19 protein-coding genes are annotated in these 25,572 nt (G+C 43.8%); 2 read left to right on the plus strand and 17 right to left on the minus strand.

Features of this window, described 5'->3' with window-relative positions; translation table 11 throughout:
- Positions 1–49: 49 nt before the first annotated feature.
- Together tkt and zwf are read right to left on the minus strand one after the other, a co-directional pair.
- On the minus strand, positions 50–2,038 hold the full coding sequence (gene tkt / locus HQN88_RS03970) for a transketolase (protein WP_173108949.1): 1,989 nt from the start codon (positions 2,036–2,038) through the stop codon (positions 50–52).
- Complete coding sequence (gene zwf / locus HQN88_RS03975) at positions 2,022–3,515, minus strand: glucose-6-phosphate dehydrogenase (RefSeq protein WP_173108950.1); 1,494 nt, start codon at positions 3,513–3,515, stop codon at positions 2,022–2,024. Before zwf ends, tkt begins: the two co-directional genes overlap by 17 nt.
- Before the next feature lie 93 nt (positions 3,516–3,608).
- Here zwf and HQN88_RS03980 point away from each other — a divergent pair, with 93 nt between their 5' ends.
- Entirely contained in the window at positions 3,609–4,487 is an 879-nt protein-coding gene (locus tag HQN88_RS03980; protein WP_173108951.1) for a LysR family transcriptional regulator, read from the plus strand.
- Between the two features lie 13 nt (positions 4,488–4,500).
- Here the strand turns inward: HQN88_RS03980 and HQN88_RS03985 are convergent, their stop codons facing one another.
- From HQN88_RS03985 to HQN88_RS04015, 7 genes are all read right to left on the minus strand, one after another.
- A complete protein-coding gene (locus HQN88_RS03985) occupies positions 4,501–4,896 on the minus strand; it encodes a peptidylprolyl isomerase PrsA (protein ID WP_173108952.1) in 396 nt (131 codons plus the stop codon).
- A gap of 247 nt (positions 4,897–5,143) precedes the next feature.
- Positions 5,144–5,827, minus strand: coding sequence for an FMN-dependent NADH-azoreductase (locus HQN88_RS03990; protein ID WP_274320482.1), 684 nt, complete (start codon positions 5,825–5,827; stop codon positions 5,144–5,146).
- A gap of 22 nt (positions 5,828–5,849) precedes the next feature.
- Positions 5,850–6,488 (minus strand): FMN-dependent NADH-azoreductase, encoded by a 639-nt coding sequence (locus tag HQN88_RS03995; protein ID WP_173108953.1) that lies wholly within the window; start codon positions 6,486–6,488, stop codon positions 5,850–5,852.
- 253 nt (positions 6,489–6,741) lie between these two features.
- Complete coding sequence (locus HQN88_RS04000; protein ID WP_173108954.1) at positions 6,742–15,039, minus strand: glycoside hydrolase family 94 protein; 8,298 nt, start codon at positions 15,037–15,039, stop codon at positions 6,742–6,744.
- A 156-nt stretch (positions 15,040–15,195) separates the two neighbouring features.
- Positions 15,196–15,606 (minus strand): hypothetical protein, encoded by a 411-nt coding sequence (locus HQN88_RS04005; RefSeq protein ID WP_173108955.1) that lies wholly within the window; start codon positions 15,604–15,606, stop codon positions 15,196–15,198.
- A 257-nt stretch (positions 15,607–15,863) separates the two neighbouring features.
- Positions 15,864–16,478: a Crp/Fnr family transcriptional regulator gene (locus HQN88_RS04010; RefSeq protein WP_173108956.1), complete on the minus strand. Its 615-nt coding sequence runs from the start codon at positions 16,476–16,478 to the stop codon at positions 15,864–15,866.
- A 234-nt stretch (positions 16,479–16,712) separates the two neighbouring features.
- Positions 16,713–17,387 (minus strand): cupin domain-containing protein, encoded by a 675-nt coding sequence (locus tag HQN88_RS04015; protein WP_173108957.1) that lies wholly within the window; start codon positions 17,385–17,387, stop codon positions 16,713–16,715.
- 653 nt (positions 17,388–18,040) lie between these two features.
- Here HQN88_RS04015 and HQN88_RS04020 point away from each other — a divergent pair.
- Positions 18,041–19,540 (plus strand): P-loop domain-containing protein, encoded by a 1,500-nt coding sequence (locus HQN88_RS04020; RefSeq protein ID WP_173108958.1) that lies wholly within the window; start codon positions 18,041–18,043, stop codon positions 19,538–19,540.
- 98 nt (positions 19,541–19,638) lie between these two features.
- Here HQN88_RS04020 and HQN88_RS37285 read toward each other — a convergent pair whose 3' ends face one another.
- From HQN88_RS37285 to HQN88_RS04060, 8 genes are all read right to left on the minus strand, one after another.
- Positions 19,639–21,150 carry an S-layer homology domain-containing protein gene (locus HQN88_RS37285; RefSeq protein ID WP_274320486.1) on the minus strand — a complete coding sequence of 504 codons (1,512 nt, stop codon included), beginning with the start codon at positions 21,148–21,150 and terminating at the stop codon, positions 19,639–19,641.
- 204 nt (positions 21,151–21,354) lie between these two features.
- Positions 21,355–21,603, minus strand: a complete 249-nt coding sequence (locus HQN88_RS04030) for a tautomerase family protein (RefSeq protein ID WP_173108959.1) — start codon at positions 21,601–21,603, stop codon at positions 21,355–21,357.
- A gap of 62 nt (positions 21,604–21,665) precedes the next feature.
- Complete coding sequence (locus HQN88_RS04035; RefSeq protein WP_173108960.1) at positions 21,666–22,403, minus strand: SDR family NAD(P)-dependent oxidoreductase; 738 nt, start codon at positions 22,401–22,403, stop codon at positions 21,666–21,668.
- A 22-nt stretch (positions 22,404–22,425) separates the two neighbouring features.
- Positions 22,426–23,097 (minus strand): NAD(P)H:quinone oxidoreductase, encoded by a 672-nt coding sequence (wrbA, locus tag HQN88_RS04040; protein ID WP_173108961.1) that lies wholly within the window; start codon positions 23,095–23,097, stop codon positions 22,426–22,428.
- 109 nt (positions 23,098–23,206) lie between these two features.
- Positions 23,207–23,839 (minus strand): DsbA family oxidoreductase, encoded by a 633-nt coding sequence (locus HQN88_RS04045; protein WP_173108962.1) that lies wholly within the window; start codon positions 23,837–23,839, stop codon positions 23,207–23,209.
- Positions 23,836–24,378, minus strand: coding sequence for an NAD(P)H-dependent oxidoreductase (locus HQN88_RS04050; RefSeq protein ID WP_173108963.1), 543 nt, complete (start codon positions 24,376–24,378; stop codon positions 23,836–23,838). Before HQN88_RS04050 ends, HQN88_RS04045 begins: the two co-directional genes overlap by 4 nt.
- 27 nt (positions 24,379–24,405) lie before the next feature.
- A complete protein-coding gene (locus HQN88_RS04055; protein WP_173108964.1) occupies positions 24,406–24,729 on the minus strand; it encodes an NIPSNAP family protein in 324 nt (107 codons plus the stop codon).
- 76 nt (positions 24,730–24,805) lie between these two features.
- Entirely contained in the window at positions 24,806–25,375 is a 570-nt protein-coding gene (locus HQN88_RS04060) for a TetR/AcrR family transcriptional regulator (protein ID WP_173108965.1), read from the minus strand.
- Positions 25,376–25,572: the final 197 nt, after the last annotated feature.

Raw genomic sequence — 25,572 nt, forward strand, 5'->3', positions numbered from 1 at the left:
CATAAAATTAATTAGTTTTTTGAACTGTGAGTCAGTTAGTTCATTAAGATTAACTGAGTAGATCCTTCGAGAGCTGAACGACATTTTCTATGGAGAAACCGAAATATGCCATGACTTCAGGGCCTGACCCTGATGCACCAAAAGTATTGATAGCGATTATTTGTCCTTGCAAACCTACATAACGTTCCCAACCCAATGAAATACCTGCTTCAATGGATACACGTTTGATTATGGTAGAAGGAAGCACAGTTTCCTTGTAAGAAGCTGACTGGCGTTCAAACAGTTCCATACTTGGCATGGCTACTACTCTGACTGAAATATTATCCTTCTCTAATTCCCTTTTTGCATTCACAGCCAACGAAACTTCCGATCCAGTTCCGATGAGAATGAGATCAGGTTGAGCATTGGTCTCCGTTAAGATATAAGCACCCTTCCTAACTTCATCTAAATTTGCTTTCGTCGAACCGTAAACCGGAAGGTTTTGTCTACTTAAAATAAGAGCTACTGGACCATTCTTGTTCTGCAAAGCATAAGCCCACGCGCTCGCTGTCTCATTGGCATCGGTCGGCCGTATAACGGTTAGACCAGGGATTGTTCTTAGTGCAGCCAAGTGCTCTACAGGCTCATGCGTTGGTCCATCTTCGCCGACCGCAATTGAATCATGTGTGAATACATAAATAATCGGCAGTTTCTGCAAGGCAGCCAACCGAATGGAAGGCCGGAGATAATCACTAAAGACGAAGAATGTACTTACAAAAGGGATAACGCCTCCGTGTAAGGCCATCCCGTTGCCCGCTGCACCCATCGCATGCTCACGTACCCCGAAATATACATTTCGTCCTTCATAGGATTGGACACCAAAGGTTTTTTCTCCAATGATATCTGTCATCGTAGAATGCGATAAATCCGCGCTTCCTCCGAATAACGATGGCACATGTTTCATAAAATGATTGATCGCATTCCCACTGGCTACACGAGTCGAAATGGGTTTCGATTCATCAAATGTCAGAATATCGGAAGCTTCGATCAGTACCGTACCTTTTATGGCATTCTCAAGTTCAAGAGCAAGCTCTGGATAAGACTGTTTATAAGAATCCAGCAGTTGGTTCCATTCTGCTTCCTTGGACTGACCAAGATGCTTCAAATTATCAAAGTGAGCTTGTACGTCCTCAGGGACTGTAAATTCATCATGCGGCCAACCATAGAAATCCTTCGTCGCTTTGGCTTCTTCGGCCCCTAGCGGATTTCCATGGGCTTTATTCGTTCCTGCAACCTTGGGACTTCCGTACCCAATGATCGTCCTTATTTCGATTAAGGTAGGACGTGTGGAATCCTGCTTGGCTAATTCGATCGCTTTCGTGATTTCCGCGATGTCATTGCCATCCTCAACCCTCAAGTATTGCCAGTTCGCAGACTCCGCTCGCAATTTTGCATTATCTGAGTAGGAAACATTCAACTCTCCATCTAATGAAATATCATTAGAATCATACAAAACAATCAGTTTATCGAGCTTCAGATGTCCAGCCATCGACATCGCCTCATACGAGATACCTTCCATCAGGCAACCATCTCCAACAAGTGCATACGTGTAATGATCGACGACCGGGAAAGTTTCTTTGTTAAATTTCGCAGCCAAATGAGCTTCAGCCATTGCCATCCCTACGGCCATTGCAATTCCTTGTCCCAGTGGACCCGTCGTCGCGTCAACACCATCGGTATGTCCAAACTCCGGATGACCAGGCGTTTTACTTTCAAGTTTGCGGAATTGTTTAAGATCATCCAGCGACACCTGATATCCCGACAAATGAAGCATACTATAAAGGAGTGCAGAACCGTGTCCTGCCGACAATACAAATCGATCACGATTAAACCACTGTGCATGGAATGGATTATGCTTTAGATGTTTTGCCCATAATGAGTATGCCATCGGGGCAGCGCCCATTGGCAGTCCAGGATGTCCTGAATTCGCCCTATTGATAGCATCGATGGATAAAGTGCGAATGGTATTCACGGATAATTGATCAAGCGTTGTATTCATAAGCATAGAACTCTCCTTTTATTGCATCGTCAGTCGATGCGTTTTTGGAATCGAACCACCAATGGAAGCCGTCAATTGCAAGCAATTTATCGGATTCATTTGGTCCGTACGATCCAGCTGGATAGATATGAAGGGGTAGAAGGTTTTCCTGATAAGCGTCTATTATTGGCTGTACCCATTCCCACGACAATTCCACTTCATCCCAATGGGCAAAATAGGTTTTATCACCTATTAACGCATCGTGGATTAGTTTTTCATAAGCATCTCGAACACCTTCATTCATGACGCTTACTTGTCTCCGATCAGAACTACGGTCATCTGAACGTTCCTTACCCGTCAGGCTTCTTTGAAAGAAAATGCCTTCGTTGGAACCGATCTCTATAATCAAAAGATCTTTTAACGGACCTTCAGATGTAAACTCGATAACAATTCTCGTCACTTTCTCTTCTAATCGCTTGCCTGTTCGAATGTAGATGGGCGTGTCCTTCCAAAACGGGTTATCGATTTGTAGTCTAGCTGCAATGTAAGTATCATTTTGAGAATCCAAGGCTATTCCCGGTTCATCTGTATAGCTGACAACCTTCTCCCCTTTTATCTCCCCAGCACCATACTGACCGCGAACTATATGTTTAGTAACATCCATTTTGTCAAGTGGTTTTAACGCCTTCATTACCTTCCTTTTAAGCTCCCCAACCTCATCTACTGAGCTTCGATTGGGCAATTCGATCGTTAACATCATAAGTATTTGAAGCATATGATTCTGAAACATATCGCGTATGGCACCTGCATGATCGTAGTATCCAGCTCTCTCCTCCACACCTAATGTTTCGTTTGCCGAAATTTGAACACTGGCAATACTTCGTGTTCGTAAGTCTTGCTCAGAAAGAGCAGCGTGAAGAAGTTTCCCCATTTGCTGAACCATAGGTTTGCCTAAGTAATGATCAATTCGATAAATTTCAGTCTCATTGAATGCTCCGTTTAACTTGTTGTTCAATTGTCTCGCGGAAGACAAATCGTGGCCAAAAGGTTTCTCGATCACCAGACGCTTCCAGCCGTTCGCTGAACCAAGCCCGCTTTCATGAATATTTGTTGCGATTGTTTCAAAAAACTCAGGTCCAACAGACAAATAAAACATCCGATTCGGCGTTAAGTTAAGTTCTGCCTCGCGATCTTCAACAAAGTGCAGCAACTTCGTGTAATCTTCTTTGCGATCAACATCCAGAACGTGATAACGGAATGCACGCAAGAATTTTTTCATGGTATCAGCATCTTTCACTTCACTTCGGGAGAATGTAATAAGAGATTGCTCTACATTCGCCTGAAATGTTTCATGAGATACTTCTCTTCTACCAAGCCCGATTAAGGAGAAGTTTGAAGGTAGTTTCTGATCGATGAACAATTGATACAAAGCTGGGTAAATTTTTCTTTTGGCTAAATCCCCTGTAGCTCCAAATAATACAAACGTTGCTGGCTCCATGTTAATCTCTCCTTCGCTGGTTTCTTTTACGCAGCTCAACTATAATGTTTCATATATCCATTAAATCAATCTAGGAGTTATAGCCCAAATTTTATGAATAATAACTATGAATTGTACAAAGTATTTTATTGGGCTGCGAAGACAGGAAGCCTAACCCAAGCTGCCAAAGTCTTGTTCCTCACCCAACCTAGCGTCAGCCACGCCATCAAACAACTGGAAGACAGCTTTGGTATTACGTTGTTTAACCGTAACTCCAAAGGGGTTGTTCTCACGCAAGAAGGTGAGGTCCTGTATTCCTATATTGAGAAATCTCAGATCTTAATTGCTCTCGCTGAAAAACAAATGGCTGCACTTAAAAATCTAGACAGTGGCGAACTGCGAATCGGCGGGAGTGATTCTCTGTTCAAGCATTACATACTTCAACACTTGGAAAACTTTCATAAGCAATATCCTGGCATCAAACTTCATCTTAATCACGGAACAACCCCGGAGATTATTGCTCTTTTAAAAGAAGGGGAAATTGATTTAGGCGTCGTTCGTATGCCAATTTCCGATCCCCAGCTTGAAGTAAGAGAAAGCTTTCAGCTTCAAGATTGCTTTGTTGCAGGATCTCTTTATTCCGAGCTTCAAAATGTGGTACTATCTCTCGATATGTTGCTCCAATACCCAATCATCCTATTCTCACGGAATAGCCGAGCTCGCATGGCCATTACGGAATTATTTCATAGCTATGGTCATCACATCAAACCTGAAATCGAGGTTGGAAGTGTAGATCTTCTCATTGAATTAGCTCGGAAAGGGCTCGGAATCTCCTACGTGACCAGGGAATTCGTAGCGAAAGAACTGGAAGAAGGAACTCTCTTCGAGATTCAATTAGACGTGCTGATACCACCTTCACACGTTGGTATTATGATTATGCGTAACATGCCGATTTCCAATGCAGTAAACAAGTTTATTGAACTGGTTCAATAGATGGATTAACCTATCACGCAGGAATACCAGATAACCAACCTACTGCATTGTGTACATCCTCGAAATCATGGTAGCTTAATTCTGGTGTATCCCTTACGAATGTTTGACTCATGTCAATATTCGTAAGGGTATTCTCTGGAGTAACAATAGCCATATATTGAATCCCCGCATTCAAGAGTTTAGGAAGCCACTCTTTAGCGAACCATTCAGTGTCTTCTTCTGATACAAATCTATGGTTTTTATCAACTAAAACTTTTTTGGCTTCTTTTATAACTGCCAGTTCAATTAATTTATCCAGTGGCTCACGGAAATCTTCATTCTGAGTTGTAGAATTCCAACGTAGCACAGCGGCTTCAATCACATCGTCCCAAAAGATATGAGCTTTATCAGAAAAAAAATAGTGCATCATATTTTTATCTCCTAACATAAATTATTTGACGTTTATCTATGTCATAAACCATGTATGCTTTGCTTAATATCACTATACTATAATTAGTTACTATATAAGTAATTAATATATTTCATAATAGACATAGACCACATGAATGGCTTACGTCTTAGCTCATAGCTTCAAACACTCATTTAATTACATATTAAGCTTCCCGTACATAAAAAATAACGACTCCGATTATTCATCGAAGTCGTTATTGCTTTTTTTAAAATGCTTTTGCTAAATCACGTGCTTTTCGGATAGCTTTAGCCTTTATCTCTTGTGATTGATCAGAAGCCGCACCCATGCCTTCAACGAAAATCGCTTCAAAGCTTGGAACACCAAGAAATTTCATAATGACATCCAAATGGCGATGGCCCATTTCAAAACTCTCCATCACCGAACCAGGCGACAAAAAGCTTCCGCTTGCTTGGATATGAACTGCTTTTTTTTGGTCTAATAAGCCAACTGGACCTTTGTCAGGAACATACTTAAACGTTTTACCGGCTACACAGATAGAATCAATATACGCCTTTAATACAGGAGGATACGAAAAATTCCATGTTGGATTTACAAATACATATTTATCGGCTGCAACGAATTGTTCGACGAGTTCGTTCAAACGGTCAATTTTGGCTTTCTCTTCTTGGTTTAGGTGTTCGCCGTCACCCAGCTTTCTCCAAGCATTGAACACATCACCATCGATGTTCGGGATATCCGAATTATAAAGATCAAGATGAACTACTTCATCCAAAGGATGCGATTGAAGATAACTCTCGATAAATTCAGCCCCCACAGCCATGCTGTACGAAGCATCTTGTTTATTGGGATGAGCTGTAATATACAAGACTTTCTCTTTCCTGTCATTACTCTTCGAGGAACCGAATATTTTTTTTATAAATTGCATCATAGCATTATGACTCCTTCAATACTTAGAATGTTTTTGCCAGCTTCCAAGCTTGTACGATAGCATCCTCTTTAATCTGACGAGCTTGATCCTGAGCCGCGGCCATACCTTCTACATAAACAGTCTCTAAAGTTGGAACTCCTAGGAATTTCATAATGACGTCTAAATGGCGATGACCCACTTCAAAATCAGCGAAAGCAGAACCAGGGGATAGTACACTTCCACTTGCTTGAATGTGAATGGCTTTTTTGCTTTCGAGCAGGCCGATTGGGCCATTCTCTGTATATTTAAAAGTTTTCCCAGCAACACAAATAGCGTCAATATAAGCTTTCATCACAGGAGGGTATGAGAAGTTCCAAGTCGGGTTTACGAATACATATTTATCTGACGCCACAAACTGATCCACTAACTCGCCGAGTCGGCTAACTTTTGATTGCTCAGCATTCGTTAATTGGTCAAAAGGTGTGCCCGATCCCAATTTGCTCCAAGCACTAAATACGTCTGCATCAAGACGTGGGATATCCATTTTAAATAGATCAAGATGTTTAATTTCGTCATCCGGATTAGCTGCTTTATAAGCCTCAAGAAATTGCTTACCAACGGCTAAACTATAAGAAGCCTCGCTCTCATTTGGATGTGCAGTAATATACAATAATGTTGACATAAAATATTCCTTCTTTCATTATAATTTTGGAATTCACATTCCTATTTTTTGAATAAAAAAGCAGAAATTTATTGAAAATGAGTATTGGATCAAATTCAACAAAAATTAAAGCTTCTTACATTTTGTATGTTACTATAATTAATTAATTTACGTCAATTCATAAAATTTCCCAGAAACCCACCCCAATGCACATTTGTTCATACCAAAATAAGCCATCGATAAATCGATGGCTTATTTTAAGTAAGACAGATTTTTATAGTGACAGTACGATTTGATGGATTTTACTATCGTCATTTAATTGGACGAAAGGACCGTCATCGGTTGTGAACTCTTGCATCTCGGCTACCTTTCCATCAATCAATAACGTAGCTTCACCACTTGACTTTTGCGATAAATTTTTGACAGAAATGTGGTACTCCGAGTTTCCGAAACGGTAGATTACGGCATACTCAGGCCACTCTCTTGGTATACTTGGGCGGATGAACAATCGTTCTCCTCTACGGCGCAGGCCGAGAATCCATTCAATTCCTGCTTGGTACATCCATCCTGAAGCTCCTGTATACCATGTCCATCCAGCATGCCCTTTGTGAGGATCTTCTGTATAGACGTCAGCAGACATGACGTAGGGCTCACCCACATATTTACGAACCTCTGATGATGTTTTGGTATGCATGATAGGGTTCAACATGTGGAATAGTTCAAAAGCTTTGTCGCCTTCACCAAGTCCACACCAAGCAATGATACTCCAGATTACGCCGTGTGTATATTGGCCTCCGTTCTCACGGATCCCGGGAGGGTAACCCTGAATGTAGCCTGGACTTGGATCCGTTTGATCGAACGGCGGATACAGAATATGCGCTACGGACAAGCTTCGATCCACAAGCTCGCGATCGAATGAACGCATAGCCTGCACAGCTTTATCAGGCTGCGCCATTCCAGAGATCACGGACCATGATTGCGCGATCGCATCAATCCGGCACTCCGCATTGTGGATGGAACCGAGCCATTGTCCATGATCGGTAAAAGCTCGTCGGTACCATTGACCGTCCCATCCCTCTTCATTCAGTGAATTCGCAAGCTTGTCATATATTTGACGATAATTTGCTGCTCGTTCTTGGTCACCGTGATCTTCACACAAATCGGCTGTTCCTTTCAAAACACTTCCCAAGAACCAGCCGAGCCACACGCTTTCACCTCGTCCTTCAGCGCCAATACGACTCATTCCGTCGTTCCAGTCTCCAATTCCGATCAACGGCAGCCCATGCTCACCAAACCGTAAACCCCGGTCGAGCGCACGCAAGCAGTGATCTAAGATCGTGCCACTTTGCTCGGACAACACGGTCGGCTCATACCGTTCATGCTCCTTCTCGTTTAAAGGTTCGCTTCGAAGAAATGGAACAATTTCGTTCAATAAGCTCTCGTCTTCGGTATGTTCCATGTACCTGACAACAGCATAGGGCAGCCACAATAAATCATCGGAAAAGCGGGTGCGGATGCCGCGGTGCGTTTCCTCATGCCACCAATGCTGGACATCGCCTTCTTCATATTGGTGACTGGCGTGAAGTAAAATTTGCGCCCGTGTGAGCTCAGGACGGACATGGAGCAGCGCTAGTGAATCCTGCAGTTGATCGCGGAAACCGTAAGCCCCACCTGCTTGATAAAATGCGGAGCGCGCCCACATCCGGCAGGACAACGTCTGGTAGAGCAGCCAGTTGTTCAGCATGATGTCCATCTCAGGGCAAGGCGTGGTGACGGTAATCGTACTCATTGTATTGTCCCAATACTCTTTCACATCCTCAAAAGCCTGCTCGCATACAAGTGTTTGTCTATACTTTTGTGTAAGCTGAGCTGCTGATTCACGAGAATCCTCGCACCCAAGCAAGATGTAGACGATTTGCTCCGTGTTGGGCTCAATGACCATTTTGTTTTGAATGGCTCCACACCCCTCATACGAAGGACCGATCGCTCCAGACAAGTGAAGGCGGTTCATGACCGCAGGATGTTCCAGCGTGCCGTTACGACCAATAAATTCCAAGCGGTCCGATGTCCAAGTCATTGCCATATTTGGCATTGTAGCTTCCATCTGCGGATGCATCGCTAGAAAGGCGGTCGCATCCCGGAAATTTTCTTGATACGTATTACGTGCCATCAGTACTTCATTCTCTGAATCCCATTCCGAGACGATGTGCGAAGCATTTCCTTCACGGTGCACACCAAGCACCCATTCGGCATAATAAGTGACCGATATTTCCCGTTGCTCGGATGTTGTGTTTTGTAATCGCAATTTGATCACTTTGACGGGATCCTCCAGCGGTACAAAGACGGTCATTTCTTGCAGGAGACCATGACTTTCATGATGATATCGCGTATAGCCACGACCATATACGACCTTATAGCTGGAAGTTGCTTGCCCGCGGGCTGGTGTCAACGACCAATACTCCATACTTGCTTCATCCCGTAAGTAGCATACTTCCCCTGGTTGGTCGATGGCGGGATCGTTCGACCATGGCGTTAATTTGCATTCGCGGCTGTTCCGCCACCATGTATACCCTGTATATAGTTCTGATGTCAAACATCCGAATTTCGGATTAGCCATCACGTTAATCCAAGGTGCTGGCAGGTAGTTACCATTTTTTATTATGATGTGGTACTCGCGCCCGTCTGCTGTAAAGCCTCCCCAACCATTAAAGAAGAGAAGATCATTCGAATCGACGACCTTATGAGACGCAAAACGGTTTGGTGATGCCGTAATTGGAATCGATTCTACCGGAGTAGGGCTCGGAACAGATGCTTTTAATTGGGCTTTTAGACTTGGGCCATCGGCTCGCAGCACAATACGGGATACCGCGAATAACAATGACTTGTCACCATCCCCTATTTGAGAAGCGGGCAGGACGTGTACGCCCCCTTTCCCTGAACCTTGTCCGCCAACGATCTGTTCTACCGTTCGCCGAAGGGCTTCTTGTAATTCCTGTTGATACCCTTCGACGGATTCATTCAAAATCACAAGGTCGATGAACAACCTGTTATGACGCAAGTACTCATATCCAATGATAAGCTTGTTTATAAAAGCTAGATTCATCGTATCTGAGACCCGGATCATAACAATCGGCAAATCCCCAGAGACCCCATACGCCCAAAGTCCTTGCTGTCCTTTTGGGTTAACAGCGATCCCATTCTCCCGCTCTGGACGAAGCGGAGCTGAATAAAGCGTACAACCCGCAAGCAATTGAAAAACAGTCAAATCTGCAATCGTGATATGTAAATGCTGTATTTCAATTTGGCTCCTTGTCCAAGCAAGCTGGAAAGATCGCTCGATTTGTTGTTTATGGGACAACTGCTGCACAATATCAATCGCTTGTTCTTTCGACTCTGTTACTCCCGTTAGAGCTGTCAATTCAACTTGCTCGCCAGGCTGTAGGGTTAAACGTCGCCGCATAATAAATGCCGGATCGGCCACCGATCCAACCGTGCTGCCAAGACGGGTTGCAATGCCACTTGGTCTGGATAGCGTATATCCCCTGCCAATAAACCGCGCACGATCTGTCTCAAATTCCACAGGTCCAAGTGGCTTGTCGCCAGTCGTTAGCGTATGGAACGCCCACACGGATTTCTCTCCACCGTCCCGAGGACGTTTGCGAGCAAGCAGGCATTCAGCATTAGCTTCGAATTGCGTTTCAATAAACAATTTGGTGAAAGCCGGATGCGCTTTATCCGCATCGTGAGGCGCTAAGGCGATTTCGAGAAACGTCGTTACCTCGATGATCCGCACTTCACTTCCCTTATTGGAAATGGTTAACCGTCGGACTTCGGCGTTCACTTCAGGCGATACGCAGATTTCAAGTATTGTGTGTACATCCTCCTCTTCACATAAGAACGTGGATCGCTCTTGGGAGAACTGCGCCCGCTGTTTGTTGGATGACAGGCGACATGGTTGAAAAGTCGGGGACCATACCTTATCTGAAGTGACATCCCTAATGTATATATAACTACCCCAGTTGTCCGTAACCGGATCTTCTCGCCAACGCGTTACATCCATCTCTTCAAACCGAATGAATCCACTGCCGCTATTAGAGATCATCGTCGTGAGTGACCCATTCGAATGTACATTCACCTCAGGAACAGCTGTATCGGCGGAGTCATATTCACGCAAAGGGACAATATGTGCCGGTTTCGGTTTTTCGATCCTTGACTGCCCTGATAATTCACGATTTATGATAGAATCCCGTGGAGGAATTCGCTCTTGCAACAACAGTTCCGCCGCCTGTACGCGTTTATCGCGATGAAAGTAATCATACATTTTACTCGGCAGGAGTACATTCGCAAGCGTCAGCAAACTCATTCCTTGGTGATGAGCCATAAAACTTCGGATGATCTTGTAAGTATCACCTTCTGGCATACGCTCAGGGGTAAAATCAATGGCCTCGTAAAAGCCATATTGGCCACGCGCGCCTAGTTTCTCCATTCGCAGTAAATCGGTCAACCCTTCACGTAATGCAAATGGAAGTGCCATGACTGTCGCATACGGCGCCAGAACCAAATCTTTTTCAAGTCCACGTTTGAAGCCTAAGCCTGGAACACCGAATGCCCGGTATTGGTAATTCATCTGATAATCAAACGCGTAATAACCGGATTCCGAAATACCGAAAGGAACACCTCGTTCACGAGCGTATTCAATTTGTCGCTTCACAACACCTCGATACGTACTTTCCCAGATCGTGTTCCGATAGGAACGCATAATCAGGCTCGGCATCAAGTATTCGAACATTGTACCTGACCACGAAACTAGAGTTGTGTGGTTCCCTTGCCTCTTTACTGTCCGGCCGAGGGCCAGCCAATGGGACACTGATATTTGCCCAAGTGCAATTGCAACAAAGCTAGTCTCTCTGGCCTCGGAAGCTAATAGGTCATAGAGAATATTATCCCGCTGGTTCGATGAAGCATGGAAACCTAGAACGAATAGTTTGGCTTTATAGTCATAAAGCGGTCTGAAATCGGTCTCTATAATCAAAGTTTCGATACGGTCGATTAGCTTGTAGCCGAGGGCTAGCCAATCACTTGAGGCCGCTTGATTAGACGAGTGCCTGTTATCCTTCATATCCATATCAGCATGTTGATCTTCTAGTCCAATGTACGTCATTTCTTCAGGGCTCGTTTGATCTAGATCAACGGCAAACTCAACATTTAACCCTAATTTGTTGCCAATAACTGACGGAAACGTTTGTTTACCCATATTGAAATCAGTCTTAAGCCAATGGGCCAACCCTTGCTTGACCGTCATTAGACTGGCCACGAAATTACCCGAGTCCACCGTTGAAACGTAGGCTGGCGGTAGTACACCTAGTGAAAGGGTATCGTACCAGTTATAAAGATGTCCGTTCCATTTGTCTAACTTCTCGATCGTGCCCACAGTCCGTTCTAAACGCTCCACAAGCGCAGGTGTATCAATAAACTCGAAATCCCGAGCAGCTAGTGCAGCTGTTAGCAGAAAACCAATATTGGTTGGAGACGTACGATGTGCAACGCCATTTGGAGGATCCATTTGCACGTTATCCGGTGGCAGAAAGTGGTCCTTAGGACCGGCATAATCTTCATAAAATGTCCAAACTTGCTTAGCCAATACACGCATTTGGTCCTCTTCCTCCGGCGTGAATTGCAGCTTTTCATGTGCAAGTGGCTGGTCCAGCCAGCGAACAGTCAGAGGAGCTAAAGCCCATAGCAAACATAGCGTGAAACCCATCCATTTTTGCGAGGTCTCCTGCTGTATCGCTACAGCTAAGGCAAAGAGGATAATCAATCCATATCCGCCACGAGTTCCTAGAAGCAACCCTTGTTGTTTCCCCTGATTGTTTTCAATATGAGAAGAACTGGTCCATTCAAGCATACGACGTTTACTTATCGAAACCCTGTACAGGGTTTTTATGATCGCATCGAGCAGAACTGCACTTTGAAAAGGTAACGTCAACATATTCATTAAGACGTATAATGTCGTTGACAACGCCCTTCGCGGATGTACAATAATGGTCTTCAAGTGAAACAGTTGCCGGATAATCGGCAAAAGCATCGTTGCTAGAATGAAAACAAACCAACCTACTGCTGAACCAGGCAGAACACTTAAACCAAGTGCTAAGAGGACGAAATAAGCAATTGGAAGTAAACTGCGGCGTAAGTTATCGATCATTTGCCAACGCGTAATAGCGGTCAGATCAACGGGGCTTAATGTTCCCCGCCGGTCGCATACACGTGGGAAAAGCCAGCAGAGCAGCTGCCAATCTCCACGTACCCACCTATGCATCCGCTTCTGATAGGCAAGAAACTTCGACGGGTGGTTATCGATTAGTTCAACATCTGATAACAGAGCAGCTCGCAGGAATCCTCCTTCGAGCAAATCGTGGCTAAGCACTGTATTTTCAGGAATACGTTCGCATAATAACTCTGCAAAAGTATCCACATCAAAAATACCTTTTCCCGTAAAAATACCCTGCTCCATTGCGTCCTGATAAGGATCTGAAGCAGCAAAAGCATACGGATCCAAGCCTGGCTCCGAACAAATGTATGCAAGCCTTGATTGCATAGCCGACTCGTAACTAGTTCCTATCCGCGGTTGCAAGACACCGTATCCTTCAACGACTCTCGTTCGCGCTTGATTTAAGCGCGGTCTGTTATATGGAAGATGCAACGTACCAATCATCCTCTGTGCACTTCCCATTGGAAGTTGTGTATCTGCGTCCAATGTTATTATGTAGCGAATTGGCGGCAAATCGACGGTTTCACTTAACATGAAATCGAAACTCGTCTCTTTGCTTCCTTTCAGCAGCTCGACAAACTCCACCAATTTCCCGCGTTTCCGTTCCCATCCCATGAATACATCCTCAGCAGGGTTCCACTTTCTTCGCCGCTGGAAAAAATGAAAGGAAGCTCCTCCTGGGATGGCATACATCTGGTTGAGTCTCGTAATTTTTTCTTTGGTAAAGGCAACAAGCGCATCGTCTTCCTGAAGCTTTTCCTGTGCTGCATCAGTAAAATCACCTAAAAGAGCATAATGGATGTTTGGATCGCGATTGGCCAAATAATGAATTTCCAGACGATCAGCAAGTTCTTCCACTTCCTTTGGTGTGGACCAGATCGCCGGAATAACAACCATCGTAGTTGCAGTCGAAGGTACTCCATTCGAATAATCATAACGTAGCAAAGGCCGGGGGCGTATCATTCGCTCAATGCCAAAATGAAGCCAAGTAATGACCCATTCGCTTACAGGAAGGGAAAGCATAAGTAAAACAACTACCCACATCACAGGAGTTAAGCCACGATCTCCAGCAATCCAAATTGAAGAGGCCAATAGTGCAACCGAGAACAATCCGATTAGGAGTGATAAATAGGTACCAGTTGCTCCCTTTACAATCCCAGTTCCCCGCACTTGGCGAGTCTTTCTGCATGATTGTAAGGAATGCTCCAATTTCTTAACTCCAGCTGGTTCAAATAAAAAATAAGCCACAAACGTTGATCGTGGTAAGTCATCTGCCTTCTCTTTTTTCTTGTCCCACTGTTCATTCTCTTCCTTCGAAAGAGCTACTGCCTGACTTGCGATCAAGTTTTCAGGTATGCGCATACGGCGTGCTAACTCTTCAACTCGATTAAGGATCTCATTCCTGCTATTGGAATCAAGTAGGGAATAATCACCCGAATAATCTTGACGAAGTGTTTGATCTAGCAAGCTAATGCGCTCGAATAGGTTACTCCAATCCATACGCTCATTTTTTCGTAAACTACTGATCAAATTACCTGCCTTAACCTGAAAAGCGGACTGAAGTTGATGCTCATATGATACAATGCGGTCCACTTCAATTGAACTATTCTCCAATTTGCAAACTAACCATTCCCGAACTGTCGCGGAATCCTCTGCCCACTCCCGCAAGTGACTAATCAAATGAACGATCCATGGGCCTGATAGTGGAACTTTTTGCTCTGCATCTTCTAATACTGCGTTAATCGTCTCTGGATTTAACTTGGAAGGTTCTATTCTTGAAAGTAAACGTTCAACTTCTACGCAAACCTCCCGACGTTCCCGGACAAGTGCCATCGTTTCGGATAGCCTTCCAATTAAAGTCATCCTTAGTATGAGTGAGATGGAACAGGTTTCAGAAAGTCTCAATGCGGATACTTCTTGATAAGCATTCATATAGGAAACGATGGTTTCCTCATCGAGTATACCGTCAACTTGCTCCAAGTAATCTTCACAAAGACTCTGGATTCGTAAAATCCCCTTCTTTTGAAAGCAAGGTAAGTAATCAAAAGAGCGGTTGGAGAAATTAGACTTTACTTCTATTGCTTGTTCCTCAATAAATTCAGCATTATCAAGCAGCCACTCTTCTGCGGGTAATGCACAACTTGCGGGACTGTTTTGCAACGATAGTACAAAATCCCTTAAACTCTCTATGTTCTTCTCAAATTGGTTCCATATGTATTTGGGTTGGATTCGCTTTAACGTTGGCGTATGCTGTAATGCGAGTTCTCGTGCTCTTTGACAAATTTTATCCGTATTAGTTACCATTGGCCCCTCCGGAGATCAGTTTATACAATTTCTTGTCTTACTGTCGTCCGGTATAAAGAGGATTCCGGGACAATCAAATTATCCCCAGTTTTGTATAATCTCATAAGTAAATTTATGTTTGCAGGACTGTAAACATTTTTAAGCCCTTTGAATTGTTTAGTTAGTGCACACTATTGGTAATGATGACAGCCAGCTGACTGCACTGTGAATATTATCAAATTCACGATAAAGCAATTCATTTGAATCGTGCTTTTCAATAGATTCTCCAACGTTGATATTAGTAACTGTGTTCTCTGGAAAGACGATAGCTATAATTTCAATGCCAGCGTTTAATAGTCTAGGAAACCACTCATCGGACAACCATTGTGTCTCATTTGCAATAAAAAGACTATGACTTTCATCAAATAAAGCTTTCTTCGCTTTTTTCACAGCAACAAGTTCAACTAATGCATTCAGGGGAACGCGGAAATCTTCCTCATGAGCTAAATAACTCCAGCGAATCACGGCAGATTCAATCACATCATCCCAAAAAATATGAGCTTTATCAGAAAAGTAATAATGTAACATGATTAATCTCTCCTTTCACCTGCTGCTCGAATATCAGTTAACTATCGCGATAGTAGTATTAGCATCTCAAAACCAAATTATAATCCATCTCATAAATCCATCCTGATGCACTCAAAAAAAAAAAAAAAAAAGAAACCCGCCATTAAGAACGGATTTCGCTTGTTTCTATTTCAATGATTACAGGATTAACCTAATGTTGTATTTTGTAAGTTAATTAGATCAAGGCATGATATGTATATTCACTTTGACTATTTCAATCATGTCATTTTCAATCTTTCTTCTGCCATCTCTAGCTGAACCATGATTGATTTTCTGCCTGTAATTATAACACCTTCATTGGAAAACTCTTGTAAAACAAGAGAAACGGATTCTCTTGTGGCACCAATCATGTTGGCCAATTCCTGATGGGTCAGTGGAATCTCTATTCTTTGATATCCCTTTTCTTCAACACCAAATTTTTTCGAAAGTTTAGTGAGGAAAAAAAGAACTTTACCTCGAAGATCACTTAATGCCAATTTTTCCAATACTTCGTCCCGATCACGTATGCGATTGCTCAACTCTTCCAAGAACTTTAAAGCGAGATCTGGACGTGTGCTCAAAAATTGCTCGAATTGATCCTGAATGATGGAGCAGACGATTGTCTCCTCCATAGTTTCCATATAATTTCCATTTGTCCCAAATGAGAACAAGCCGCTTTCGCCGTACATACTACCTGACCCTAGTATTCCTACGGTATACTGTTTTCCATCGGCATTTGTTTTAAACAAACGAATTCTACCTTCGATAACAATAAATAAACCATTACTATCATCTTCAGGTGTTTGAACTAAAGTACCCTTAGACACAGATTTAATATTTGACTCAGGAGCCATTTAATCAATTTTCTCTTTATCTTCTATAGGGAGGGATTCAAATAACCTGAATTTTGATAAATGCCAATGTTTGCTTATGTCTTGCATGTAGCAGCTCCTTACTATCTACAATGAAGATTACCGTTCAATTAAATTATTCCCTGCTTGACAGGATATCATAAATACGATTTAGGTGAAGGAGTACCAAGGTTCTACCCTCACCTGTTCGTTGCAATGCTTACTTCCCTTCCGATTCTAAAGTAATTTGTTTTGTTGATTGTAGCCGTTGCCGATGACGGGGTAAGAAGATTGTCGCGCCCCATATACCGGATAAGAGACTTGCAGATGTTGGGCCACATGCGGTGAGAAGCTCTCATTCCGCGGCAGACGTTGATTCTCGCAAATGACCGGAGGACCGATCGTAGTTGTACTCTTAATTGGTGCTAGCGCCTGTGTCACCGTTGCTTGATCTAGACAATAGGTGTGGGCGAGCATATCCCTCGGGGCTAGCCTGAGAAAGTCAGAAACCGCGATGAATTCAGGTACTGGCGCGTCGAAAATCGCAAGCAAATGCGTATCATCTTCCGTAGCCATCTCCCAGTGGAACCACCCCTGAGGAATATTAGTTACCTGTCCAGGCGTTATATTATAGTTAAGCACCGTTTTGTTAAACGGATTCAGAAGCGATACGACGGCTGCTCCTCGAATACAATAGACCAGCTCAGAGGCGTTCTGGTGAATATGCGGTTCAACGACATTTGCTTTAGATAAGTAGATGTCTAGAAGAGATACATTGCCGAGTGTATTCAACTGCTGGATACTCAAAGCATTAATGAAATTGCTCGCATCCTTTGTGAATGTACGATTGTTCTTCAGATCGTAAAAAAATTGTACGTTTGGAGAATTGAAATCCATGTAAGATACTGCCATACGCTCACCCTCCCAATTGTGGTTTCACTTTTACTAAGCGTATTCCACTGCAACTATAGCCATGACTAGTGGGGTGAGACCTGCTATATTAAAAATTGCAAGGTTCGTCCTGTATTAATCACTCTTTGGTAGGAACTATTACCTTGAGTTAATTATAATTAATCTTTCCCTATATAGCCGATGTTCTTAATGTTATGATTCTGTTGCAGTAAAAATAAATCTTAATGAGGTGAGGACAATGAAAATAATAAAATATACGCCTTATCCTCATGTTGCTTATTAGTTATTCTTTTATGAATACTTGAAGCTCTGAGATTAGGATTCACTCTCAGGGCTTTTATATTATGACAGCCACTCAAGGGTGGCTGTTATTTTTTTGCAAACAAATAGACGTTAGTCACCGGTTTTCAAATATGAAAGGATGATGCTTTATTAAAAGACTCGCTCACTATTTTCGCTCATTACAATCCGTACAAACATCGTACAGTTTGATTTATGAAGGTTCCTACTATGATCAAGGGGGGACGATATCTGACCCAACCTATTGGAATAATGATGTTGCCTATTACATTGAACGGACACATAAACTCACGTTGGATAAACCATGTATCACCATAAGAATACCGTTTGATCGTCTTGGCTTAGATGAGAATATGGATGCAGTTGTTCTCTCCGATTTTGCATTAAGAGAATGGGTAAATCACATTGAGGCATTAAATAAATTGATTTATAACCGGTCACGTTCTGATAAAGAAAATGGTGCCTTTTATTGTTTTCGTCCAACCAATGTGGTGTTGAAACGGAATGCATCCTTTGTCGTAGTCGCCTCGGAAAAAAGGTATCTATGCTTAATGATTACCGTTCAACTTCCATACAAGAATAATGATAAAGCTATGCGCATGCTCTGCAAAATGCTTCCAAAAGAAGTGGAGGAGTTAATTGGCAATTGGGATCTCAACAAATTAAATGCTGCCTATGCATTGGTAAACAAACAAAATAGGATTCGCGAATGGCTGAAAGCCAATGATTATTGTGCGTTTATTGCGAATGGCAGCATTTTGCCAAGAAACAAAGACAACAGCGGACCACTGGAGGGTGCCCTGCCTTTTACATCCCCAGAAGATATTGAAATTGAAATTTGTGGTATGCGAGGAATGGGAATAAAACATGGTGTGACGGTCATCACCGGCGGTGGTTATTCGGGTAAAAGCACAATGCTGGATGCACTAAACTCGGGGATTTACAATCACATTATAGGCGATGGACGAGAATTTGTAATTACGGATCAAAGTGCAATGGAAATATCTGCGGAAGAAGGTCGATCCATTACAAATATAAATATTACACCTTTCATTAAATGGATACCCAATAGTTCGACTGAACAGTTTTCGACTGACTATGCCTCTGGTTCTACATCTCAAGCTGCAAATATTATGGAGGCAATCAACTTCGGGTGTAAGCTTCTTCTAATAGATGAAGACAGAAGTGCGACGAATTTCATGATTCAAGACATCAAAATGCGCTCATTAATCAAGCATGAACCCATTACACCTTTTACGGAACGTGTCAAAGAGCTTTATGAGGCTGCCCACGTATCTTCCATTCTAGTTATTGGAGGTAGCGGTGAATTTTTATCCGTTGCCGATCAAATTATCCTGATGGACAATTTCGTGCCAAAAAACGTAACCCAGGAAGCAAAAAAATTATGTGAACACGACAAACCACGCGAACGTATCCCGCTTGCTAAATGGGAGATCGATAGAAAAATAACCACCGATCACTTTTCGAGCTATCCACAAAGCAGTGGTACAGAAAAGCTGATGGTTTCAACCATGGGATACATCATGATTGGTGATGAACAAATTGATATTAGAGGTCTTTACAATATCACATCACACGCCCAGCTTGTAGCTATTGCCTTTTTAATTCGAAAAATCGCTATAAGTAATCAAGATCGCCTTATCTTTTTTCATGAAAAGATTAAAAAAGTTCTCGAAGATATGGAGAGTGAAGGAGTTGATATTGTATTTTCCTCCTTTTTCCCTGGTTTCGAAAGATGGCTTGAATTACCAAGAATGAATGAAGTATTATCTGTCATAAACCGAATGAAACATTTGAAGATTATTCAGCCTGAGCTTTCTGAACACCTCTAATTACGAGTTGTATATATATTTATCCAAAGTGTCAAGCAAGAAAAAAAGCTTATCCTAAGTCGTATTCGGCTTAGGGTAAGCTTTTTTGTGAAATTTGATTATTTTATTGGTTGAATTGGATTGTTCTTCAAGATGTCTTCCACTTCTTGGTAGCCATCTGGGTAGGCAAAGTTATAACGCGCTGGAAGTGCGAACACGTACTTGTCACTGCGCGTCAGTTCGCTAGGGCCGATAGGCGCTGCGCCGATGTGGAACTTATCCTGCTGAAGTTTGTTCCATTGATCAACCGTAAAGACGAGAATTGGAATATCCTGTCTAGGTTGTTCAGCGGTCCATTGGGGATGGCGAATGTTGAGTTTCGCACCGCTTTCTACGATCTTATCACCTTGCGGATCGCCGATGGAAAGACCCTCCCATTTGTCCGTAACAATCGTGTACCCTTTCCAACTATCCGGCAACGTGAAACGGAAGCCATATTGGGAATTCTCATAGACGGTTTGGCTTACTTGACCTGTTTGTCCACCGACTGGAATTATCGGTTGAATTGGATTGTTCTTTAAGATATCTTCTACTTCTTGGTAGCCATCTGGGTAGGCAAAGTTATAACGCGCTGGAAGTGCGAACACGTACTTGTCACTGCGCGTCAGTTCGCTAGGGCCGATAGGCGCTGCGCCGATGTGGAACTTATCCTGCTGAAGTTTGTTCCATTGATCAACCGTAAAGACGAGAATTGGAATATCCTGTCTAGGTTGTTCAGCGGTCCATTGGGGATGGCGAATACTGAGTTTCGCACCGCTTTCTACGATCTTATCACCTTGCGGATCGCCGATTGAAAGACCCTCCCATTTGTCGGTTACAATCGTGTACCCTTTCCAACTATCCGGCAACGTGAAACGGAAGCCATATTGGGGATTCTCATAGACGGTTTGGCCGATTTGACCCGTTTCTCCAATAGGCGCTGAAGGTTGGTGGATGTATTTAAGCGTGTTAAAAATCATCTCAGCGGCTTGCGCGCGTGTAATCTCCGTATTCGGATGGAACTTACCGTCGGCGTCTAGCGTCGCAATTCCTTTGTAAATAGCGGCTTGGATCGGAGCAAGATCGTCAAGGGCTATTTCGGCCCTGTCTTTGATCTCAATTGCCGGGAGCTTCATCATGTGCATGATGTTATGCCCATCAAGCGCAAGAAGCAATTCGTTGGTAAAAGTAGCTTTCGTCCATTTCTGATCTGGATCAAGATCGGCCGGAAGCTTCAAGCCGTTATTCGCCGCGATAATGAAGCTTTGCGAGTACCATGCGTCATTTTTTGCTTTTGCAAAATAGTCAGAAGCCAGCGGCGCTTTAACAAATCGAATAGCATCTAAGTTCAAGCCAAGCGCATTGACGATCAATTGAATGCCTTGCGCAGCTGAAAGCGTAGCATTGGGCTGAAACAGTTCATTGCTGACACCTGATACGATGCCTTGCGATTGTAGAGAAATAATTTTATCTTTAGCCGCAACTAGGTCCAGATCAGTGAAAACTGCAGTTGCAGCAAGGCTTTGCCCAGCTATGGTAAGAGACAATATGGCGGCAGTGGATAAACTAAGAAGTTTTTTACGGGATTTCACTTTCTATCACCTCGTTGATTTTTTTACTTACAGTACCTCAAACGTATAATCGGTTGAAATTGTTGCAATATATGAACTGCTGTTTGTAGTGAATTTTCGGGATCACTAACCAATTACAAGTACTACTCGCGGCGCCGAAGAGGCGACAGCTGCTCTCGGCATCTGTCGCCTCTTCGGAGGGCAGTACTGCGTTGTCTTTCCTAATTAGCCTTCAGTGACTGCTTTCTGTGCAGCTACCTTTCTGCGATACTCTAACGCCGGGAGTCCGCCCCAACCCCAATTGTCGGTGTCGACTTCTTCAATAACAACGAAAGTTGATTCCAGCGGCTTATTAAGCACATTTAGCAGCAATTCGCTTACGCCCTTGATGAGAGCTGCTTTCTCTTCTGCGGTTATCGAATTGCGGTCAGGTGTCGTACCCTCTCGCGTAACTTGAATATTTACAATTGGCATATTGAATAGTCCACTCCTTTAGTTTAATATATCGTTTTTTTTCGGCACTTCTCCGGCTTTGATTAGTTACCGGCGCTTTGGCCGCCGTCCACGTGAAGAATTTCACCCGTAACGAACTTCGCCGAATCCAGGTACAGAACCGCTTCAACGATCTCGTGTTCCTCGCCCATACGTCCCATCGGATGCAGCTTAGACAAAAAATCGTGCGTTTCAGGAGCATGCATCGGCGTTTTGATGACTCCCGGCGACACAGCGTTCACGCGTATGCCCCGTTTCGCATACTCGATCGCCAAGGCTTTCGTCGTGGAGTTCAGACCGCCCTTCGTCAAGTTCGCCAGCGCAGAAGGCACTTGTTCCGTCGGCGAGTCCGTCAGGCTTGTCGTGATATTAATGACGTGTCCCGTGCCTTGTTTCAGCATTTGCACAAGCGCGCGCTGTGTCAGATGGAAGAAGCCGACCACGTTGGTGCCCATGTATCTCGTAAATTCTTCCTCGGTGTATTCTGTGAACGGCTTCGCGATAAAAATGCCTGCATTATTGATTAGCGTGTCAATGCGACCATATTTCGCCATTGCTTCGTCAACCAGACGCTGAGCGACTTTCGGCTCTACAACGTCGCCAGCTACAATATGCACGTGCTTGCCTGTCGGATCGATATCTTTCGCGGCTTCTGCCAGCGCTTGTTCACGGCGTCCGTTGATGACGACATTTGCACCGCGCTTAACTAATTCTGTAGCCATTGCTTTACCAAGTCCGCTGCTACCGCCTGTGATGACATATACTTTTCCTTGATTGCTCATGTTTTTATTCTCCTCGTTTATATTATTGTTGTTGTTCATTACCGATTTTCAACGCTTTTGCAATGGATACGGTACGTTTGGCCTGATGCTCTGCCGCGCCGCGTGCATCTTCTTTAATCTTGCCGTCTTGACCGACGGTTACACTTGTTCCGTACGGGTTGCCTCCGGCAGTGAAGACCGACTGGTCCGTGAAGCCAGGCGCGGCGACTATAGCGCCCCAGTGGTACATAGACGTGTACAACTGCAGGATCGTTTGCTCCTGTCCGGCATTCGGATTTGTAGCGGATGTCATAGCGCTCACGACTTTGTTTACTGTTTTACCTTGCGCCCATAGACCACCGGTTGTATCCAGGAATTGCTTCAACTGCGCCGGCAAATTACCGAATCGAGTCGGCATACTAAAGATAATGGCATCCGCCCACTCCAAATCCTCTACTGTCGCAGTCGGCACGTTTTTCGTCGCTTCGAGATGAGCTTTCCAGGAGGGTTGGCCGTCCACAACGGATTGCGGCGCCGTTTCTGCGACTTTCAAAATTTTCACTTCGGCTCCTGCTTGGCGTGCGCCCTCCGCTGCCCATTGGGCCAATTGATAGTTTGTTCCGTTAGAACTGTAATATATAATTGCTAAATTCACCTTTGTTGTCATGGCTGTATTCGTTGTCTCCTTAGTAAAAAGTTTTTTGAAAAATCCCATTGCTATCGCTCCAAGCTTATTATATTTGAGGTCAAGTCCATGCCGGTACGAACCGCAAATAGCGAACGATCGTAGCCAGCACCGTCTTGAACGAATCTTCAGGTTCTGCTTACTGCAGCTTGAATGCGCTGATCAAATCAGCAGGCGACTGCAGCCCGGATAAAGCCTTTTTATCGTTGATAATGTAATAAGGTACGCCTCTGATACCAAGTTTCTGCGCCTCGCGCTGTCCTTCTTCCACTTTCTCAAGTCCTTCTCCTTGGAGAAGACGTGCCTTGAGCGCTTCTGGATCATTCGTAACCCCGCTCGCTTGCGCGATTTCCACAAGCTTGTCCACATCGCCAATATTAACGCCTTCTTCAAAATAGGACGTATATATTCGTTCGAGTAATTGTGATTGCAGATGCTCTGGCGTAATCGCGATAAGTTGATGTGACAACACTGAGTTCGGCGTATATTTTACCAAATCCATATTGTAGTTGAGGCCGAAATGAGCCCCTGTTTGATTATATTGCTTCATTCTTGCTTCGAATTGGGCTTGTCCACCCAAGCGGCCGATCATAACCTGACGGTAGTCCTCGCCTTCCTTGCGAATACCGGGATTAAGTTGAAACGCATGATAGCGAACCGTAGCGCTTATACCTTCTGGTAGCTCTTTTAACGCGGTTCTCAGGCTAGCATCTCCCATTCGGCACCATGGACACACCGTATCTATATAAACGTCAATCGTTACGTTTTTCATAATGCCTCCGTTACCGGTTTAATTGTTTTAATGTGTTCGACGTATGCTTTGCTGCTTTGTGCCAAACGCTCAGGTGTCACGTCGGACGTGTCATTAACCGTGAAGTGCGGCAGGTATACAGCGCTAATGAAACGCGCACTTGCTTGAATAGGCGCCAAAATTTGTTCCAACGTCAAACGGTTGGATCCTGTGGGTTGATAAGATTCAGCAGTGCCATAAGTTGAGATGGCTACGCCGATTTCTTTGCCGGTTGTTGCAGTCGCTTCCGGACCGTAAGCCCAGTTATACTGCAGTACTGCATCGAACCAACTTTTGAGCAGCGGCGGCATGTTGTACCAATAAAGCGGATATTGGAAGATGATCCGGTCATGCGTTTCAACCAGCTGCTGTTCGCGCTGAACGTTGATATTCTCGTTTGTATATTCTTTGTATAAGTCATGAATCGTGATGTCGCCTTGCTTCTCCAGTTCTTCAACCCATGCTTTGTTCCAGTTGGATGATTCCAAGTTAGGGTGTGCTACGATTACGAGTGTTTTCATTTGATTCGCTCCATTCAATTAGTTTGTTTAGTTATTTTTGAAAAATACTGTATTGTGCATAAAGATACTTTCCTGTTTCTGAGTCAGAGGACCATCTAACTCCGAGAGCCGCTTCGCTTCAATCCATTCGGGATCGGCGCGGAAACGTTCGTAGTTCGCATTGCGCGTTTCCATGTCAGAATGCTCAACGACATAATATAAGCGGTTGTTCGCGTCATCCGCATCCACCCAAAAGTGCTTGATCGGCATTCCGTGCTTATCGAACAAAGCGACGACATGCTTATCGAAGCGCTCAATAATTGCTTCCATCTTGCCTGGGCTAACATCGTAAATCCTCATCTCGTATAACATCTGTTCACCTCCAATTCAGATTTTGTCTATCTATTAAAAGGTAGATAAAACTCAAAAAAATAACCGCCGCGCCTTGTTACGTTAAAGAAGATATGATGCCTACGGCAATTAAGTTGAACCGATTTGCATCCTTAAAAGTTCTTGCAAGCAGCTGTGCCCCTTGAAGAGTGGCTAATATTCTGTTCGCCTGTGCTTCCGCCGTTCCTTCGAATTGAAGATGACCTTCACTGCTTCCTTGTTCGAGCACCCGTTCTATCCACGCTAAGTTTGTGGTGAAGAACGCGGCAAGCTTCTCACGAATTTCTTCCGTTAAGTTCGCTAGCTCGGATGAAAGCATCACGCTCAAGCACGTACAGTACGTATCCACAGGAATACTGAAAACATGGATGTATCTGCGTATTTTCTCCAAGTTGTTCTGCGCTTCCTTGTCAATCTGAGCAATGGTAGCGATAAACTCTCGGTGGTACCTGGTAATTAGCGCTTCTCCTAGATCCTCCTTATTCGGAAAATGGTAGTGAATGCTCGCCGTGCGAATGCCAACTTTCTCTGCAATGTGCGAATAGCTGAAGCCGTGGAAACCGACCTCCTGCACTAGGACTTGGGCAATATCAAGAATCAACTCTGCTGTGTGTTTGTTGTTGTTCATGTTTGTATTCTACCTTTCAGTAGGTAGATTGTCAAGGTGCTTTTTCTACAAATAAATGTAATAGCCTTCGTGCATCTCATCAAGCTGTATTCAAATTGCGCTACACTTGATTTACAACAGCCTGTTTCGTATTGATGCGCAGCACCTCACCAATCATGAGCACCAGAATAATATACAATGGAATGTGGTAGATTAGT

This window comes from Paenibacillus qinlingensis, assembly GCF_013204845.1.
Lineage (GTDB): Bacteria > Bacillota > Bacilli > Paenibacillales > NBRC-103111 > Paenibacillus_E > Paenibacillus_E qinlingensis.